This window comes from Serratia sp. X3, assembly GCF_014982455.1.
Taxonomy (GTDB): Bacteria; Pseudomonadota; Gammaproteobacteria; order Enterobacterales; family Enterobacteriaceae; genus Serratia; species Serratia ureilytica.
In genome coordinates this window covers 321,426-337,669 of the sequence record NZ_JADCNB010000002.1, presented here as the reverse complement: position 1 = coordinate 337,669, position 16,244 = coordinate 321,426, and the positions used below count along the sequence as shown (strand labels likewise).

Genomic DNA, 16,244 nt, shown 5'->3' with positions numbered 1-16,244 from the left:
AGTCCGGAGTGGCTAAGACTTTTTCCTAGTTAGTCGGCGGTTTGTTGCAAATTTGTGGGCAGGTTAACAATTACCCGGGTGCCGCGCTGCGTGTCCAGCGTCAGTTCGCCGCCGAGCGCGCTGACCCGTTCGCGCATTCCCTGAATGCCGAAGCCCGGCGCGTTGCCCGCATGGATGCCGACGCCGTTGTCCCGCACCTCGAGGTGCAAAATGGCGCCTTGCTGATACAAAACGATGGCGACTTCGCTGGCCTCGGCGTGTTTGCACACGTTGTTGAGCAGCTCTTGCAGCAGCCGGTAGAGGGTGAAGCGCACCGTCTCGCCGGCGGGCGTGTCGGTCAGGCGGTAGTCGAAACGGCAACGGATGCCCCGTTCGCTAAAGGCGAATTCGCTCAGCAGGTGGTGAAGCGCGTCTTTGAACGCCAGCTCGTCCAGCGCGGGCGGGCGAAGTTGGCGCAGCAGCTGGCGCGTGGAGTGATGAATGCGCCGGGCGAGATCGCCTATCTGGTTCGCGGCGGCCTGGGTTTGCGCCGGATCGCGCGCCCGCTTGACCAGCTGCGACTGAATTTGAATGGCGGTGATGTTCTGGCCGATTTCATCGTGCAGCTCGCGCGCCAGGTTCTTTCGCGTGTCTTCTTCGGTGTGGATCAGTTTTTCGGTCAACGCCCGCCGCGCCGCCAACTCTTCTTCCAGGCGTTGGCGATAGTGGTGCAGGTTTTGCGCCAGGTGCTGCTGACGGCTGATGGCGATGCCCAGACCGATGCCGAGCAGCGCCTGGGTCGCCAGAAAGATTTCCAGCTCGACCAGATTGCCGAACCCCACGCCGACCTGCCGCGCGATGGTGATCATCATGCTGCCGAGCAGGCCGGACAGCACGCCGCCCTGCCAACCGAACTTCCACGCCATCACCACGTTCGGCAAAAACACCACGATCAGCAGCAGGCGCTCGATTTCCGGCGACAGCACCATCTGCGTACCGATGCCGATAACGAAAAACAGGCTGCACCAGATGATTAAGGACGCGCGCAGCGGCGGGTTGGCGGTGTCCAGCCCCAGCAGATGGTAGCGGTGCTGCTGGCGCAGAAATTCAAAGATCAGATAGACGAACGGGGTCAACAAAACACCGCCGGTAAACGACGCCAGGCCGAGCAGCATCGCCGGGCTCTGCGCGAAAGGCGACAGCAGGGCGGTATTGAGCAGCGAGGCGGCGGTCACTGCGGCCAGCAGCAGCGTCAGCCGTTGCCAGTAGAGCGGAAAACGGCGCCAGACCCGCTGCGCGAGAAGTGCCGGGATCAGGGTGATGAACGGCGCGGCCAGCAGGCCGTAGCCGCTCAGCAGGCGTTCGCCGTGCAGCCAGAACAGCAGCAGCACCGGTGGTATTATCAGGGCGGGCCAATAGCGCCGCCCCAGCAAGATCAGCAGCGCGAGATAGACGCCGTGGGGCAGAAACAGCGCCGCCTGATTGCCGTTGTGGGTCAGATAGAAACCGAGCGTCCACAGCATCAGCCAGCCGCTGCCCCAGGCCAACAGGATAAACAGCGAGATAACCCAGGGCCGTGAGCGGAGTGACATCAATGCCCCACCAGCAGCTGATGATCGAGGGCGAAATGCACCAGCTCGATGGTGCTGTTGCACTGCAGCTTGCCCAGGACGTTGGCGCGATGTACGTGCACCGTTTTATGGCTGAGATCGAGCTTGAAAGCGATCTCCTTTACGCTGTCGCCTTTGACCAGCAGTTCGAAGATTTCACGCTCGCGCGGGGTCAGCACTTCCAGCGCCGTGGCCGGCTGCTCGCCGCCGCGCAGCGCCCGCAGCGCGTCGGCGCACAGGTAATGGCCGCCCATATCGACGGAGCGCACCGCCTGCACCAGCTCTTCCGGCCCGCAGCGTTTGGTCAGATAACCGCTGGCGCCGGCATCCAGCGCGCTCTGCACGAAGGTGGGGGAGTCATAAATGCTGAGTATGATCGCGCGAAACAGCGGCTTCTGCGCCCGCAGGCGTTTCAACAGGCTCAGGCCGTTTTCATCCGGCATGGCGATGTCCATCACCGCGACGCTGACGTCGTCGCGCAGCAATGCCGGCCAGGCCGCCGCCGCGCTGCTGTATTGCCCCGCCACGTCGATGTCTGCTTCGAGGCTGAGCAATTGCGCAAAGCCGGAGCGCACCACCACATGGTCATCCACCAGTATCACACGGATCATTTTTCGCACTCTGTTGCCGAATCATGATCCTATGATGCCTGCCGCCGCGATGCTGGCAATCAGCCAAGCGCGGTTATGCAATCGATGTAACAGAATCGTAATAAAAGGACGCCGCCGGCGCCGTCAACGATCCACATCGATGGCGAAATGTCGCCACAGCGCGGCCCGCCGCTCCTCTTCCGAATGCAGCGTCGTTTCGTGGCGCTGGTGATCTTCGGTCACGATCAGCTTCATGTCGCTGAGAGTCACCCGGCCCTGTTCGGTCGGCCGTGAACACACCAGGCGCTGGGTGAAGTGCGACTGCGGCGAGGTGCTGTGGAATCGGCACATCTCGTCGAATTCATGCGGTTCGCGCGGCTGAACGGTAAAGCGATACAGGGTTTTGGCATGCGAGCGCTGGTCGCCGTTGCGGCGTTCCAGCAGGTAATATTCGCCTTCCCGCTCCAGGTGGAAGGTGCCGCTGGCCTGCGGTTGCGGCTCGGCAACGACGATTTTGAGCGGCGTCAGGAAGGAATCGCCGAAACCGACGTCCACCAGCCAGGCCTGGCCCGCCAGATCCACCCGCAGCGCCAGATGGTCGTAGGGCGGGCCGAAATGGCCGTCGCGCGCGCGGATCTCGCCGGAGATAAAGCTCACCCTGAAACCGATCTCCCGCAGCAGCAGGGCGAACAGCGTATTCAGCTCATAACAGAAACCGCCGCGGTTACGCTCGACCACTTTGCTGAACAGCGCTTCGGGCGCCAGCTGAATACCCTGATGATAAATAATGCTCAGGTTCTCGAACGGCACGCTCAGCATGTGGCGATGGTGCAGCTGTTGCAACGTGGGGAGATCGGGGCGGGCGACGCCGGTAAAGCCGATATGCTGCAGGTAGCGTTGGATGTCCACAGGGTGTCTCGCATGAGAAAAAGTAGGCTTAAAATAGCGGGCTTTGCGGCGTTTGTGAGCGCATTACGTGCTGCGCCTCGGCAGCCGGATTACTTTCCCGACGGGCGTCTTAGGTAAAGCGCCGGGTTCAGTGAGCGCAGATGCATTTTCAGTACGGCACCCCGTTGAAAGAGATAGTTGAGTACGGTCAATGACAGCAGTTCGGTCAGCAAGGTGCTGTAAGCGGCGCCCATCATGCCGTATTGCCGAATCAGGCCGTATGACAGGGGAATGTTAATGATAAACACCAACAACATTTTGCGTGAAAGGAAGCCGTAACCGGAAAACAGCACGATGTATTTATAGGCCACGGTCCCCAGGGCGGAGAGCAGGGTGGCGACGGCCAATACCCCCATGGCGGCATAGGCCGCCAGGTATTGCTCGCCGTACAACAGTGCGATGACCGGTTTGCCCAGCCAAACGATCCCGGCGACGATGGCTAAGGCGATGGCCAGCACCAACCCATTCAGTTTGGCCGCGGCGCGCATCGCGTCTTCGCGCCGATAGGCGAATATTTTCGCGAAGAACGAGGTGATGACGGCATCGGTAACGAACATCCAGGCGGTCGCCAGGGTAATGGCGACCGAGTAAATGCCCAGCACCGCGGCGGAAACGAACCACATCAAAAACAGCTGCGCCAGCCGGGTATAGATGGCGATGGAAACATTGGATACCGCCAACGGCAGGCCGCTGGCGAGCAGATAGCGCACATATTTGCGCCGAATACGGCCGGGGGCTGAAAAGCCCGGATGGCGGCGATGATAAAGGTGATGACGGATCAGATAGGGGATGAGGTACACCATCACGATAGGGATGGCCAGAAAGTACAGGTGCAGATCAAAAAACACGATCAGCCAGCGAGCCAACAATGCGCTGGCTAAGCCGGCCACGTTGGCCAGGGTATTGAAACGCGATTCCAGCCGGGCGTCATGGTAAATGGCGAAGACGTCTTTGAGTGAAAAAAACGAGGCCAGGAATGTGGCGGCGCAAAAGTAAAAGGTCGTGAAGTCTTCCCGCAGCCCGGTATAAAGCAAGATGATCGCAGAAAAGGCCAGGAAACAGGCTTGCCTCAGCCGGTTGGTGGAGAACATCAGCGCTGCGCCGGAGCGCGGATTACGGCTAATGCGTTTGAAGAGGATGGTGTCCGACCCCAGCAGCGCCAACGTTTGGGTAATGGCGAAAACCGCTGTGGCAAAGGTAATCTTTCCGAAGCTTTCCGGCCCAATATATTTGGCCATGTAGGCGGTGATGAATATAACGCCGAGGATTGATACCGTCTTTTCCGCTATCATCCAGGAAGCGTTTCTTATTATGCTGAAGTCTATGATCTTTAGTTTCACTGACGCTTCCCTGAATACCTTATGATATAGGATTATTCCGTTTTTTATCCTTTAATAATCACCAAGGCTTTTTTTATATTTTACAATTGAAGTCAATTGCATTTAAACTTTAGCTGGGTCTTTTGTTATGTTGGATTAATGGATGAATCAACGGAATGAGAAAATTCGTAAAATACCTCTATAAGGTTTCGCCTGACTTTATTTATTATCAGCTGTCGCATTATTTTGTTCACGGAAGCTTTGTCAACTTTTTGAATCCTAAAAGTTTTTCTGAAAGGATTTATCATAGAATGCGCTACCCGCGCGAAGAGTTCAGCCTGTTGGCGGATAAGGTGGCGGTGAGGGATTATATCTCCAGTCGCGTTTCGGAAAAATACCTAACGCCGGTCATCATGATAACGGAGAACTTCACTGAGCAAGACTATTTGTCGTTGCCTCAATCTTTTGTTATCAAAACAAATAACGCCTCACAGCAAGTTAAGATTGTCAGAGATAAAGCGCGAGTGAGTTATGATGAGATTGCAAGCACTCTCAAGAAATGGTCAAAAATAACGTATTGGAAGCGCTTTCGTGAGAAGCACTATGCGAAGATCCCACTGCAAATTGTGGTTGAAAATCTGTTGGACATCGAACGCGACGGTGAATTGATCGACTATAAAGTGCATGTTTTTAACGGCAGCCAGCCTTATCTGTTCGTGGAGTTGCTGCGGGGCGGCCCGGAGCCGACGTCGCTGGAGTTTTTGGACCGCCATGCGCATCACTGCTTTTTTACCCAGAAAGATATTCCCCAGATCAATACGTTGCACGCGAAGCCTGACTTTTGGGATGAGATGATTGAGGTCGCCCAAGCCGTTGCCGCCGATCTGGACTACTGCCGGGTCGATTTCTACCTGACGCAAGACAGGCTCTATATCGGCGAGCTGACGCTTACCCCCGGTGCAGGCAATGAAGTGTACCAACCGCGCGCCACGAACCTGCTGCTGGGCGAGCTGATGGCCAAAACCTGAACGCTATGTCGAGCGTTGAGCCAGTTCCCGCAGCCAGCCCAAAAACGCCGCAGCGCCGGGTTTTTCCAGCGTGCGCGGCGGGTAAACTACGTAGTAGGGCTTGCTGAGTGGCAGCGCCGGTTCAGCCAGGGTGACCAGCCGGCCTTCCGCCAGTTCACGGGCGATCAGCCGCCGCTGGCCGAGCAGCACCCCGCGTCCTTGCACGGCGGCGTCGATGGCCAGCGAGGTCAGGTTATAGGTCAGCCCGCGGCGCGGCGGCGGCGGCCGATCGGCGGCGGTGAACCATTCGTGCCAGCCCGGCAGAAACTGGCTCTCCTTGCCCCAATCGACGTGGAGCAGCGGCAGTTGCGTCCAGTCGCCGCGATCGCGCAGCGCCGGGCTGCATACCGGCTGCACCCGATCCTGAAACAGCTGCACTTTTTCCAGCAGCGGGTAATCCTGATCGCCGAAGCACAGCGCGAAATCCGCCGCCGAATGGGCGAAATCGACCGCCGCATGGGTCGCGTGCAGCCGCAGATCGCCGTCGGGGCACTGCGCCAGCCAGTCGCCCAGCGCCGGATTCAGCCATTTAGACGCCAGCGCCGGCAGGGCGAACACCGTCAGCGCCTGTTTGCCGCGCTGGCGTTCGACGTGTTGCTGCGCCACGCGCAGCGTTTCAAACGCCTCTTGCACATAGGCCAGGTAGTCCGCGCCCTGTTCGGTCAGCGTGACGCCGCTTTTGGCGCGAATGAACAGCGTGATGCCCAGATGTTGTTCGAGCTGGCGGATCTGTTGGCTGACGGCGGCGGCGGTCAGCGCCAGCGCATCCGCCGCACGGGCCAGGCTGCCGGTGCGAGCGGCGGTTTCGAACGCCAGAATGGCGCTCAGCTTGGGCAAGCGCGCACGGGACGGTGAGTGCATGAGCAGGGCTTATCGCTAAGAATTCGTTAGCTTATCCATAACGTATTTTTGTTATGGCGGCAATGCGGCATTCGCTACAGTGGGAGGCATCCGGCTTTCGCACACGAGGGGAACGTCATGCCGCAACTTGCCGATATTATCGATCTGTCCGCTCATCCCATCGACGACGCCGCGTTCCGCGTCCGCTGCCGGCAAACGCTGGCGCGCGCCGGCGCGCTGGTACTGCCGGGATTTCTGCGCGAAGCCGCGCTGGCGACGGTGCGGCTGGAGGGTGCCGAACAGCACCATGCGGCGTTTTACGCCACCAGCAAACACAACGTGTATCTACGGCCACAGGACGACGCGCTGCCGGCCGACCATGCGCGCAACCGGCTGGTGGTGTCGTCCAAGGGCTGCATTACCGACGAGGATATTCCGCCGCAGTCGCCGCTGCGCGCGTTGTACGACGCTCCGGCGTTTCGCGCGTTCCTGTGCGCGGTGTTGGATGAGGCGCAGCTCTATCCCTACGCCGATCGGCTGTCGTCGATCAACCTGCATTACGCCCACACCGGCCAGGAGCTGGGCTGGCATTTTGACAACTCCTCGTTCGCCATCACGCTCCTGATCCAGAAACCGCAGGCGGGCGGGCGCTTCGAATACGTGGAGAACCTGCGCGACGCCGATCGCGGCGAGATGAACTATGCCGGGGTCACGCAGGTGCTGGACGGCGAGCGGGCGGTCAAACAGCTGGCGATGGAGGAGGGGGATTTGGTGCTGTTTCGCGGGCGCAACGCCATGCACCGGGTGACGCCGACCGAAGGCGACACCACGCGCATGCTGGTGGTGCTGGCCTACAATGCGCAGCCGGACGTGATGCTGTCGGAAAGCGCCAGAATGACGTTCTACGGGCGGTTATAGCGGATAAAAAAAACCGCCCCGGAGGGCGGTTTGTCGATTCAGTGCGGGTTCTGCTCTTCGTGAGCCTGCTGTTCCAGCTTCACTTCCTGCGCGCGTTTGCGCAGGCCGAACCAGCCCAGCGTCAGCAGCACCGCCAACACCGGAATGGTGGCGATGGTCCAGGTGCCGTTCGGGTAGTCGAAAGCCATCATCACCACCACGATCAGCAGGAACGCCAGCGTCAGCCACGAAGTGAACGGCGCGCCCGGCATTCTGAACGACACCGGCTGAGCACGGCCTTCGCGCACGGCTTTGCGCAGGCGCATCTGGCAAACGATGATAAACGCCCAGGAGGCGATGATGCCCAGCGAGGCGATGTTCAGCACGATCTCGAACACCTGCGACGGCACCAGGTAGTTGAGCACCACGCCGATCACGTAGATGCCGCAGGTGACCAGGATGCCGGCGTAAGGCACCTGCTGGCTGCTCATTTTGGCCATCAGCTTCGGCGCGGAGCCGCCCATCGCCAGCGAACGCAGGATGCGGCCGGTGGAGTAGAGGCCGGAGTTGAGGCTGGACAGCGCGGCGGTCAACACCACGATGTTCATGATGGTGCCGATGTAAGGCACGCCCAGCTTGCTGAAGAAGGTGACGAACGGGCTTTGGCCGGCCTGATAGGCGTTCCACGGCAGCAGCAGCACCAGCAGCACCACGGAGCCGACGTAGAACAGACCGATACGCCAGATCACGCTATTGATCGCTTTAGGCATCATTTTGGCCGGATCTTTACACTCGCCGGCGGCGGTGCCGATAAGCTCGATGCCGGCGAAGGCGAAGATCACCCCTTGCACCAGCACCAGCGCTGGCAGCAGGCCGTGCGGGAACATGCCGCCGTTTTCCGTGATCAGGTGCATGCCGGTGGTGTGGCCGGCCACCGGCGTGCCGGTGCCGAGGAAGACGACGCCGACAATCAGGAACAGCGCGATGGCGGCGACCTTGATCAGCGCGAACCAGAACTCCATCTCGGCGAACCACTTCACGCCGATCATGTTCATGGTGGCGACGATGCCGAGCGCGCCGAGGGCGAACAGCCACTGCGGCACGTCGGCGAAGGTGCCCCAATAGTGCATGTACAGCGCCACGGCGGTGATGTCGACGATGCCGGTCATCGCCCAGTTGAGGAAATACATCCAACCGGCGACGTAAGAGGCTTTTTCACCGAGGAATTCGCGAGCGTAAGAAACGAAGCTGCCGCTGGAAGGGCGATGCAGCACCAGTTCGCCCAGCGCGCGCAGGATGAAGAAAGAGAAGATCCCGCACACCAGATAGACTAGCGCCAGCGCCGGCCCGGCCAGTTCGAGACGGCCGCCGGTACCGAGGAACAAGCCGGTGCCGATGGAGCCGCCGATGGCGATCATTTGGATTTGCCGGTTGCCCATGCTTTTGTGATAACCGGATTCATGAGAGTCTAGCCAGCGTCTTCTGGCGGCGTGTTTTTCATCCGCAGACTGTTTTTGTGAGTGCATTATCCGTCCTGTTTACCTGTCTATGTTAACCCTGCTCTTACCGAGAGCAAACGATTGCTATGACCAATCGTCATGAGAATGAGGTCGTGGCATCATTCCGCTGTTTATTGTGTATACAGCCATCATTAAAATAACGGCGAAGCATGCTACCTTTTCTCCGTAATGGTGGCAAAAAATACTGCGCATAAAACGTGAACAAGTGTGTTTATTTTTTAATCCAAATATAAAAGGATATATTATTCAAAAAGATGTGATGTTTTATCAAGACGGAAATCTCGAGGAATAAAAAGTGATTAAAATCACAAAATAATAATTACCGTGCAAATTACAGGGTGTTGTTCTTATATTTCGCGGTGAGAAATAAGGGGAAAGGAAATGGCGACCCGCGCAGAAAATGGCATCAGCAGCGGGTCGGTGGGCGCGTAACGGGTCTTAGGCCGATTCGCCGGCCGGCAGGGCCGATGCGGGCAGGCCGAACAGCTTGTCGAATGCCCAATTGAACACGAAGGTATAACAAGGAATGATGACGATCAACGCCATATCCAGCAGCAGCGCCTGCCACAGCGTGATGCCCATCCACCAGGCGATCAGCGGGATCAGATACACCACCAGCGTCAGCTGAAAGCCGACGGCGTGCAAAATGCGGCGTTTGAGCGTGCGGGTGCGCGACGCCTGGCGGCTTTCCCACCACTCGAATAAATAGTTGTAAATAAAGTTCCAGCTTACCGCGATGGTGGTGATCACCACCGCCAGCGGCCCGGTGCTGCTTGGCGCATGGCCCGACAGCAGCGCCAGCCCCAGCGCCGAGATCGCCATGCCGATGATTTCATAAGCGGTGACATACACCAGTTTGCGTTTGACGCCTTGCATCGTTTTCTCCCGATCTGTTTTTAGTTGCCTCTGTGGCGACGGCGGCTAAGATAACGTCAATCACATTGATAGAAAAAGTCAGGAGTTGTCAGTTAATCTGACAGGTTGAACAATGAATTTTTCCAGCGACAACATCGAACTGTTTTTGGCGGTGCTCGATCGCGGCTCGTTTTCCGCCGCCGCCCGCGCGCTGCGGCGCGTGCCCTCCGCCGTCAGCATGGCCATCGCCAACATGGAGGCGGAGCTCGGTTTCGCCTTGTTCGACCGTTCTCACCGTGAACCGACGCCGACCGCGCTGGCGTTGGCCCTGGCGCCGCACGCCCGCCTGATCGCCGGGCAGCTCAAGCAGCTGCAGGTGCACGCCATCGAACTGTCCCAGGGGCTGGAGAGCCGGCTTTCGATCGGCGTGGCGTCGGATATCAACGGCGCCGGCCTGCTGGCAGCGGTGAAAACGCTGTCGCGACGTTATCCGCTGCTGAACATCGAAGTGCTCAGCGCGCCGCAGGACGACGTGTTGCACATGCTGCACGAGGGGCGCATCGGCGTTTGTCTGGCGTTCGGCGGGCTGAACGTCAACAGCGCGGAACAGTTCCACTTCGTGGGCGCGGAGTCACTGGTGGCGATGCTGTCGCCGCAGCACCCGGCGCTGGACGGCGCGGCGGGCGAGCTGTTTCTCGAGGATCTGGTCAACGTGCGGCAGATCATGGTGGCCAGTCGCGATCTGCCGATCGGCGATCTGCGTCCCCAGGTGGCGGAGGCTTACTGGCGCACCGACAGCCTGCCGATGGCGCTGAACATGGTGGAAGCAGGCCTGGGGTGGGGCAATTTTCCGCTGTCGTTGGCCGAGCCGCTGCTGGCGCAGGGGCGGTTGGTGCGGCTGAAATTCAAAAACACCAAGAACGAGCTGCGCTTGCCGATGCATTTGATCTGGCTTAAGAATCGCCCGCTGGACAAGGCGGCGCGCGAACTGGTCGCGCTGATGCGCGAGGCGCCGCAGGAAAGCTGACGCCCGCTGCGTTTGCTTACTCTGGGTGGCGTTTACGCCACCAGAAACGCACCAGCAGGATGGCGGCGATCGCCAGCGCGACAAACAGCAGGCTGGAGAGCTTTTTGTCGAAGCCGGTAACGAAGCGTTCGATCGCCTGGCCGCCAAAATAACCGAGCATGACGAAGATCGTCGCCCATAAAATGGCGCCGAGGATGTTAAGCGGCACGAAGCGCGAGGGCGGCAGGCGGCTGGCGCCGATCAACACCGGGCCGATGATGCGGAAACCGTACATGAAACGCACCCCAATAACGAACAGCATCGGGTGGCGGGCGATCAGCCTTCTGGCGCGCGCGATGCGCTTTTCCTGTCCCTTGAGCCGCGAGATGACGCGGCCTTCAAACCGGCGGCCGGCGAAGTACAACAGCTGGTCTCCCATCATGCCGCCCAGCGCCACCACTGCGATCACCCACGGCCAGTGCAGCAGCCCTTCATGGGCGGCGATGCCGCCCAGCAGCGTGATGGTTTCCCCTTCCGCCAGGCAGCCGATAAACAACGCCCAGTAACCGTAGTCCGTAATATAGTGGGCTAAATCGGTCATTCCTTACTCCTTATGTGGCTGACGCATAAGGGCAAGTATACGCCCGATTGCTAACCTTGGGCGATCTGGGCCACCAACGCTCTGCGCCGCTGCAGGCTCTCCGCCATCTGCGCCTGTACCTTGGCGTAAATGTGCGGCGGGGCCAATTCCGGCGTGCCGCCCTCGAACGGCGGCGCCGGGGCGTATTCCAGATAGAGCTGGATCATTTGGGCGGTCTCTTCGCCGTGCAGTTCGGCGATCAGCGCCAGCGCGAAATCGATGCCGGCGGTGACGCCGCCGCCGCTGATCACATTGCCGTCGCGCTCCACGCGCGCTGAGCTCGGCACGGCGCCGAACAGCTGCAGGCTGTCGCGCATCGACCAGTGGCAGGCGGCGCGTTTGCCTTGCAGCAGACCGGCGGCGGCCAGGATCAGCGAACCGGTGCATACCGAGGTCAGGTAGCGGGCATCGGCGCCCAGCCGACGGATCTGCTGCATGAACGCCTGATCCTGCAGTGCCTGGGTGCAGCCGCTGCCGCCCGGCACGCACAGCACGTCGCAGCGCGCGATCTCCGGCAGCGGGCGCAGCTGGGTGAAGTGCAAGCCTTCAGACTCGACATCCGCGCCGTCTACCGAGGCGACGATGATTTCCGCGCCCGGCATGCGGCGCAGGAACTGCAAGGGGCCCGTGAAGTCGAGCTGGGTGACGCCTTGATAGATGGGAAATACAATCACTAATGATTCAGACATGATATTCGCCTCATTTTTATCGTTGGACCTGGGTCATAATAGCCGCCCTGTTTTTGGCTGATATGACAGATAACCCTCAAAAAGCGCCATCATGAAAACGATCGGTTTTGTGGTTTTTCCCGGTTTTAACCTGCTGGACATTGCCGGGCCGCTGGCGGCGTTCGATAACGTCAGCCAGTTCACCGACCCGCCGGCCTACCGCTGTGTGGCGATCTCGCCGCAGGGCGGCATGGTCGCCAGCTCGGCCGGGGTGGAAATCGCCACGCAGCCGTGCGTCGACGAGCATTTCGATACCCTTGTCGTCGCTGGCGGCAGCGGCAACGTGATGGCGGCGCAGTCACCGGCGCTGGCGGCGTTCCTGGCCAAGCAAAGCCGACGAGCGCGGCGCATCGCCAGCGTATGTACCGGCGCGTTTATTCTGGCGGCCTGCGGGCTGCTGGACGGCAAGCGCGCCACCACTCACTGGTATCATGCGGCGCGGCTGCAGCAGAACTACCCGCGCATTCGCGTCGACAGCAACCGCATCTTCATTCGCGACGGGGATATCTGGACCTCGGCCGGCATCAGCGCCGGCATCGATCTGGCGTTGGCGCTGATCGAAGACGATCTGGGCGCCACCCTGGCGGCGGCCGTGGCGCGGCAGCTGGTGGTCTATCACCGTCGCCCCGGCGGGCAGTCGCAGTACTCGCTGCTGCTGGCGCTGAATCCGTCATCGGATCGCATGCGCACCGCGCTGTCGTACGCGCGCGAGCATTTGCATCTGCCGCTGTCGGTGGCGGATCTGGCCGACGCCGCCTGCCTGAGCGAGCGGCAATTCGGCCGGCTGTTCCGCGCCGAAACCGGGCAGACGCCGGCCAAGGTGATCGAGCAGCTGCGGGTGGAGGCGGCCAGAGGGCGTATTGAAGAGAGCGCCGAACCGCTGGAAGCGATCGCCCGCTCGGTGGGGTTCAGCGATCCGGAACGCATGAGGCGGGCGTTTATCCGCGTATTTGGCCTGTCGCCGCAGGCGATCCGCCGGCTTGGCCGCGCGGGATAACTTTTTTGCCACGCCTGGCGGCGGGGCGCATCAGAGGAGCAACGGATGTATCAGGATTTTGAGAGCGAATTGAGCTGGGCGATGCGCCATATGCCGCGCACCCGGGCGGCGGTGGCGGCGTTGCCGGACCTGCACGGGGTGCGGCTGGCGTGCAATATGCACCTGGATCTGAAAATGGCGCCGCTGGTGGCCGGCCTGCTGGACAAGGGCGCGGCGATCTTTCTGACCACCTGCAATCCCACCACGGTACAGAACGACGTGGTGGCCTGGCTGGAACGGCGGGGCGCGCAGGCTTACGCCTGGCGCGATATGAGCGCCGGCGAATGGTCGGAATCTTTCGATCGCGCGCTGGCCTGGCGGCCGACTCACCTGTGCGAAATGGGAGCGGATCTGACCACCCGTCTGCACCAATCGCCGAACGGCCCGCAGATCGTCGCCGGGCTGGAGGCCACCGGGTCAGGCATCAGCCGGTTGAACGGCGTGGCGCCGCGTTACCCGATCTTCAACTGGGACGATCTGCCGGTGAAAGAAGGATTGCATAACCGGCACATGGTTGGGCTGACCGCCTGGCATACCTTCTTCCAGACCACCCATTTGACGCTGCACGAGAAGCGCGTGCTGGTGATCGGTTACGGCCTGGTCGGGCAGGGCACGGCGGCCGCGGCCAGAGCCTACGGCGGCCAGGTGATGGTGGCGGAAATCGATCCGGCGCGTGCGCTGCAGGCGCGCTATGACGGCTGGCAGGTGGTGGATCTGGCGAACGCGGTCGCGCAGGCGGACGTTATCGCCACCGCGACCGGCGCGAAAAACGTGCTCTCGGCGCAGCATCTGCAACAGGCGCAGGACGGCGTATTTATCCTCAACGTCGGCCACGTGGCCGAAGAGATCGATGTCAGCTTCCTCAAGGGCCTGCCGCACCACGAGCCGATGCCTTATGTGAATGCTTACCAACTGAATGAAAAGACGGTCTATTTGCTGGCCAACGGCTCGATGTTCAACCTGACCGCCGGCTATGGCGACAGCCTTAACGCCTTCGACGTGACGCTGGCGGTGATGGCGGCCGGCATCGGCCATATTGTCGGCGCGGGAGCGCGGCAAACGCCGGGGCTGTACCTGTTGCCGCAGTCGGCGTGGCAGCCGGCACTGTAACTTTTTCCCCGCGGGCGTTCATCCCAGAGCGCCCGCGGGCTGTGCCGTTTTTCGGCCGACAGAATTTGTCACAAATCCGCCATACAATCCCAGTGCCAAGCGCTGAACCCTCACATATAATTCGCTGAGTTCAAGCCCCCATTTCAGAGTAATGCCTGTGAAAATACGTGTTTTGGTTCTGACCCTGCTCGCTTTGCAGGCGGGCGCAGGCTTTGCGCCGCGCGCGCTGGCCAGCGACAACGCTGCCGCCCTGCACGCCACCCAGCCTGAGCTGGCCTCCGGCAGCGCGATGGTCGTCGATATGCAAACCCATAAGGTGATGTACGCGCGCAACCCGGATGAAGTGGTGCCGATCGCCTCGATCACCAAGCTGATGACCGCCATGGTCACGTTGGACGCGCACCTGCCGCTCGACGAGATGCTGTCGGTGGACATCCACCAGACGCCGGAGATGAAAGGGGTGTATTCACGGGTGCGGCTGAACAGCGAAATCAGCCGCAAGGATATGCTGCTGCTGGCGCTGATGTCGTCGGAAAACCGCGCGGCCGCCAGCCTGGCGCACCACTATCCGGGGGGCTACAACGCCTTCATCAAAGCGATGAACGCCAAAGCCAGGGCGCTCGGCATGACCAATACCCATTATGTGGAACCGACCGGGCTCTCTATTCATAACGTGTCGACGGCGCGCGATCTGACCAAACTGCTGATCGCCACCAAGCAATATCCGTTGATCGGCCAGCTCAGCACCACCACCGAACGCATGGCCAGCTTCAAGGATCCCAACTACACGCTGCCGTTCCGCAACACCAACCACCTGGTGTACAACCCGAAATGGAACATTCAGCTGACCAAGACCGGCTTTACCAACCAGGCGGGCCACTGCCTGGCGATGCGCACCATGATCGGCAACCGCTCGGTGTCGCTGGTGGTGCTGGACGCTTTTGGCAAATATACCCACTTCGCCGACGCCAACCGTCTGCGCAGCTGGATTGAAACCGGCAAGGTGACGCCGATCCCGGCCGCCGCGCGTGACTATCGCCGCCAAAAAGACGCCCGTCTGGCGAAGAACGACAGCGAATAACCCGCCTGGCGGTCCGCCCGTTTGCGGCGGGCCGCTATCGGCCCTCGGGCCGTCTGATGACAAATCCCCGCTCGCGATCGCCGTCGAAACCCGCTTTGAGATAAAGCTGGTGCGCGCCGGTGCGTTGCTGCCCCGACAGCAGCATCACCTTATAACAGCCCTTGCGCCAGGCCAGCTGCAGCGCGTATTCGATCATGGCGAGCGCCACGCCGTGGCCGCGGTAGGGCTCCGCCGTCACCACATGCTCGATGACGCCGAACGGCTGCGCCTGGTGCGCCAGCCCCGGGATCAGCGCCAGCATGCAGGTGGCTATCGGGTATTCTTCTTTCGCCGCCACCACCAGACGGATCGCCGGATCGTCCAACAGGCGTTGCAGGGTACGGCGCGCATCGTCGGTGCGCAGCGGCGCGTCCTGCGGGCGCAGCTCGCGATACAAGGCTAACAGGCCGTTGAGATCGTCCGGCTGCGCCAGGCGATGAATGATGCTCATGGTTGCTCCTTTCCGCCGCTTCAACGGTAATCCGCTATCCTCCATTAATACCACAACGTTTGCCGGAGGGGATGTTATGAGTCAGGTTTCGACCTTTGTCATGTTCCAGGGAGAGGCGCAGCGGGCGATCGATCTCTACAACCAGGTGTTTGAGCGTTTTCGGCTCATGCAGGTGCAGCATTACGATCCGACGCCGGACGGCCGGCGGTTGATCAAGCATGCGTCCATCGATTTTGATCGGCAGAACCTGGTGTTTACCGATAGCCCGATCAGCCATGACTTCAGCTTTACCCCGGCGGTGTCGCTGTTCATCAACCTGCCTAACGAAGAAGCGTTGGAGCGGACGTTCCAGCGTCTGGCGGAGGGCGGCAAGGTGCTGATGCCGCTCGATGACTACGGCTTCAGCGCCCGTTTCGGTTGGCTCAACGATCGTTTCGGCCTCTCCTGGCAGCTCAATGTGCCGGCGGGCGATCTGCCCTGAGCTTAGCGCGCGGCGTGCAAAAGGGATGGTCGTGCCTACTGTTGTTT

The 16,244-nt window shown here is 60.7% G+C and carries 17 protein-coding genes; 7 read left to right on the top strand and 10 right to left on the bottom strand.

From position 1 onward, the window contains the following. Positions 1 to 29 precede the first annotated feature (29 nt). From IMX17_RS11925 to IMX17_RS11910, 4 genes are all read right to left on the bottom strand, one after another. The gene (locus tag IMX17_RS11925) at positions 30 to 1,571 is read right to left on the bottom strand and encodes an MASE1 domain-containing protein (RefSeq protein ID WP_182264938.1); all 1,542 of its coding nucleotides are present in this window, start codon (positions 1,569 to 1,571) and stop codon (positions 30 to 32) included. Then, positions 1,571 to 2,200 (bottom strand): response regulator transcription factor, encoded by a 630-nt coding sequence (locus IMX17_RS11920; protein WP_182264937.1) that lies wholly within the window; start codon positions 2,198 to 2,200, stop codon positions 1,571 to 1,573. The genes IMX17_RS11925 and IMX17_RS11920 overlap by 1 nt, the downstream gene beginning before the upstream one ends. A gap of 123 nt (positions 2,201 to 2,323) precedes the next feature. After that, positions 2,324 to 3,088 carry an arylamine N-acetyltransferase gene (locus IMX17_RS11915; protein ID WP_046896834.1) on the bottom strand — a complete coding sequence of 255 codons (765 nt, stop codon included), beginning with the start codon at positions 3,086 to 3,088 and terminating at the stop codon, positions 2,324 to 2,326. Between the two features lie 89 nt (positions 3,089 to 3,177). Then, positions 3,178 to 4,467 carry an oligosaccharide flippase family protein gene (locus IMX17_RS11910; protein ID WP_046896835.1) on the bottom strand — a complete coding sequence of 430 codons (1,290 nt, stop codon included), beginning with the start codon at positions 4,465 to 4,467 and terminating at the stop codon, positions 3,178 to 3,180. 155 nt (positions 4,468 to 4,622) lie between these two features. Here IMX17_RS11910 and IMX17_RS11905 point away from each other — a divergent pair, with 155 nt between their 5' ends. After that, complete coding sequence (locus tag IMX17_RS11905; protein WP_046896836.1) at positions 4,623 to 5,474, top strand: ATP-grasp fold amidoligase family protein; 852 nt, start codon at positions 4,623 to 4,625, stop codon at positions 5,472 to 5,474. A 3-nt stretch (positions 5,475 to 5,477) separates the two neighbouring features. Here the strand turns inward: IMX17_RS11905 and IMX17_RS11900 are convergent, their stop codons facing one another. Beyond that, a complete protein-coding gene (locus tag IMX17_RS11900; protein ID WP_182264936.1) occupies positions 5,478 to 6,374 on the bottom strand; it encodes a LysR substrate-binding domain-containing protein in 897 nt (298 codons plus the stop codon). 117 nt (positions 6,375 to 6,491) lie between these two features. On the opposite strand from IMX17_RS11900, the gene IMX17_RS11895 reads away from it, so the two are divergent. After that, positions 6,492 to 7,271, top strand: coding sequence for a 2OG-Fe(II) oxygenase (locus IMX17_RS11895; RefSeq protein ID WP_046686611.1), 780 nt, complete (start codon positions 6,492 to 6,494; stop codon positions 7,269 to 7,271). Positions 7,272 to 7,309: 38 nt separating this feature from the next. Here the strand turns inward: IMX17_RS11895 and ansP are convergent, their stop codons facing one another. Both ansP and IMX17_RS11885 read right to left on the bottom strand, forming a co-directional pair. Continuing rightward, positions 7,310 to 8,776: an L-asparagine permease gene (ansP, locus tag IMX17_RS11890; RefSeq protein ID WP_033642262.1), complete on the bottom strand. Its 1,467-nt coding sequence runs from the start codon at positions 8,774 to 8,776 to the stop codon at positions 7,310 to 7,312. Positions 8,777 to 9,208: 432 nt separating this feature from the next. Then, the gene (locus IMX17_RS11885) at positions 9,209 to 9,646 is read right to left on the bottom strand and encodes a PACE efflux transporter (RefSeq protein ID WP_046896838.1); all 438 of its coding nucleotides are present in this window, start codon (positions 9,644 to 9,646) and stop codon (positions 9,209 to 9,211) included. A 112-nt stretch (positions 9,647 to 9,758) separates the two neighbouring features. Between IMX17_RS11885 and IMX17_RS11880 the strand changes: the two genes are divergently transcribed. Further along, positions 9,759 to 10,652, top strand: a complete 894-nt coding sequence (locus tag IMX17_RS11880) for a LysR family transcriptional regulator (protein ID WP_046896839.1) — start codon at positions 9,759 to 9,761, stop codon at positions 10,650 to 10,652. 16 nt (positions 10,653 to 10,668) lie between these two features. Here the strand turns inward: IMX17_RS11880 and IMX17_RS11875 are convergent, their stop codons facing one another. Both IMX17_RS11875 and IMX17_RS11870 read right to left on the bottom strand, forming a co-directional pair. Beyond that, the gene (locus IMX17_RS11875; RefSeq protein WP_015377041.1) at positions 10,669 to 11,232 is read right to left on the bottom strand and encodes a DedA family protein; all 564 of its coding nucleotides are present in this window, start codon (positions 11,230 to 11,232) and stop codon (positions 10,669 to 10,671) included. A gap of 50 nt (positions 11,233 to 11,282) precedes the next feature. Next, entirely contained in the window at positions 11,283 to 11,960 is a 678-nt protein-coding gene (locus IMX17_RS11870; protein ID WP_182264935.1) for a DJ-1/PfpI family protein, read from the bottom strand. A 91-nt stretch (positions 11,961 to 12,051) separates the two neighbouring features. On the opposite strand from IMX17_RS11870, the gene IMX17_RS11865 reads away from it, so the two are divergent. The 3 genes from IMX17_RS11865 (at position 12,052) to pbpG (ending at position 15,226) form a co-directional block, all read left to right on the top strand. After that, positions 12,052 to 12,996: a GlxA family transcriptional regulator gene (locus tag IMX17_RS11865; RefSeq protein WP_193549803.1), complete on the top strand. Its 945-nt coding sequence runs from the start codon at positions 12,052 to 12,054 to the stop codon at positions 12,994 to 12,996. 45 nt (positions 12,997 to 13,041) lie between these two features. Then, positions 13,042 to 14,145, top strand: coding sequence for an adenosylhomocysteinase (locus IMX17_RS11860; protein ID WP_046896842.1), 1,104 nt, complete (start codon positions 13,042 to 13,044; stop codon positions 14,143 to 14,145). Between the two features lie 151 nt (positions 14,146 to 14,296). After that, complete coding sequence (pbpG, locus tag IMX17_RS11855; RefSeq protein ID WP_015377045.1) at positions 14,297 to 15,226, top strand: D-alanyl-D-alanine endopeptidase; 930 nt, start codon at positions 14,297 to 14,299, stop codon at positions 15,224 to 15,226. Positions 15,227 to 15,260: 34 nt separating this feature from the next. Here the strand turns inward: pbpG and IMX17_RS11850 are convergent, their stop codons facing one another. Then, the gene (locus IMX17_RS11850; protein ID WP_046896843.1) at positions 15,261 to 15,716 is read right to left on the bottom strand and encodes a GNAT family N-acetyltransferase; all 456 of its coding nucleotides are present in this window, start codon (positions 15,714 to 15,716) and stop codon (positions 15,261 to 15,263) included. 76 nt (positions 15,717 to 15,792) lie between these two features. On the opposite strand from IMX17_RS11850, the gene IMX17_RS11845 reads away from it, so the two are divergent. Continuing rightward, complete coding sequence (locus IMX17_RS11845) at positions 15,793 to 16,197, top strand: VOC family protein (protein ID WP_193549802.1); 405 nt, start codon at positions 15,793 to 15,795, stop codon at positions 16,195 to 16,197. Positions 16,198 to 16,244: the final 47 nt, after the last annotated feature.

Bases quoted from the DNA above. Each gene is read 5' to 3' on its own strand.
- IMX17_RS11925 (WP_182264938.1), bottom strand. From the start codon at position 1,571: ATGTCACTCCGCTCACGGCCCTGGGTTATCTCGCTGTTTATCCTGTTG.
- IMX17_RS11920 (WP_182264937.1), bottom strand. From the start codon at position 2,200: ATGATCCGTGTGATACTGGTGGATGACCATGTGGTGGTGCGCTCCGGC.
- IMX17_RS11905 (WP_046896836.1), top strand. From the start codon at position 4,623: ATGAGAAAATTCGTAAAATACCTCTATAAGGTTTCGCCTGACTTTATT.
- IMX17_RS11900 (WP_182264936.1), bottom strand. From the start codon at position 6,374: ATGCACTCACCGTCCCGTGCGCGCTTGCCCAAGCTGAGCGCCATTCTG.
- IMX17_RS11895 (WP_046686611.1), top strand. From the start codon at position 6,492: ATGCCGCAACTTGCCGATATTATCGATCTGTCCGCTCATCCCATCGAC.
- ansP (WP_033642262.1), bottom strand. From the start codon at position 8,776: ATGCACTCACAAAAACAGTCTGCGGATGAAAAACACGCCGCCAGAAGA.
- IMX17_RS11885 (WP_046896838.1), bottom strand. From the start codon at position 9,646: ATGCAAGGCGTCAAACGCAAACTGGTGTATGTCACCGCTTATGAAATC.
- IMX17_RS11880 (WP_046896839.1), top strand. From the start codon at position 9,759: ATGAATTTTTCCAGCGACAACATCGAACTGTTTTTGGCGGTGCTCGAT.
- IMX17_RS11875 (WP_015377041.1), bottom strand. From the start codon at position 11,232: ATGACCGATTTAGCCCACTATATTACGGACTACGGTTACTGGGCGTTG.
- IMX17_RS11870 (WP_182264935.1), bottom strand. From the start codon at position 11,960: ATGTCTGAATCATTAGTGATTGTATTTCCCATCTATCAAGGCGTCACC.
- IMX17_RS11865 (WP_193549803.1), top strand. From the start codon at position 12,052: ATGAAAACGATCGGTTTTGTGGTTTTTCCCGGTTTTAACCTGCTGGAC.
- IMX17_RS11860 (WP_046896842.1), top strand. From the start codon at position 13,042: ATGTATCAGGATTTTGAGAGCGAATTGAGCTGGGCGATGCGCCATATG.
- pbpG (WP_015377045.1), top strand. From the start codon at position 14,297: ATGCCTGTGAAAATACGTGTTTTGGTTCTGACCCTGCTCGCTTTGCAG.
- IMX17_RS11850 (WP_046896843.1), bottom strand. From the start codon at position 15,716: ATGAGCATCATTCATCGCCTGGCGCAGCCGGACGATCTCAACGGCCTG.
- IMX17_RS11845 (WP_193549802.1), top strand. From the start codon at position 15,793: ATGAGTCAGGTTTCGACCTTTGTCATGTTCCAGGGAGAGGCGCAGCGG.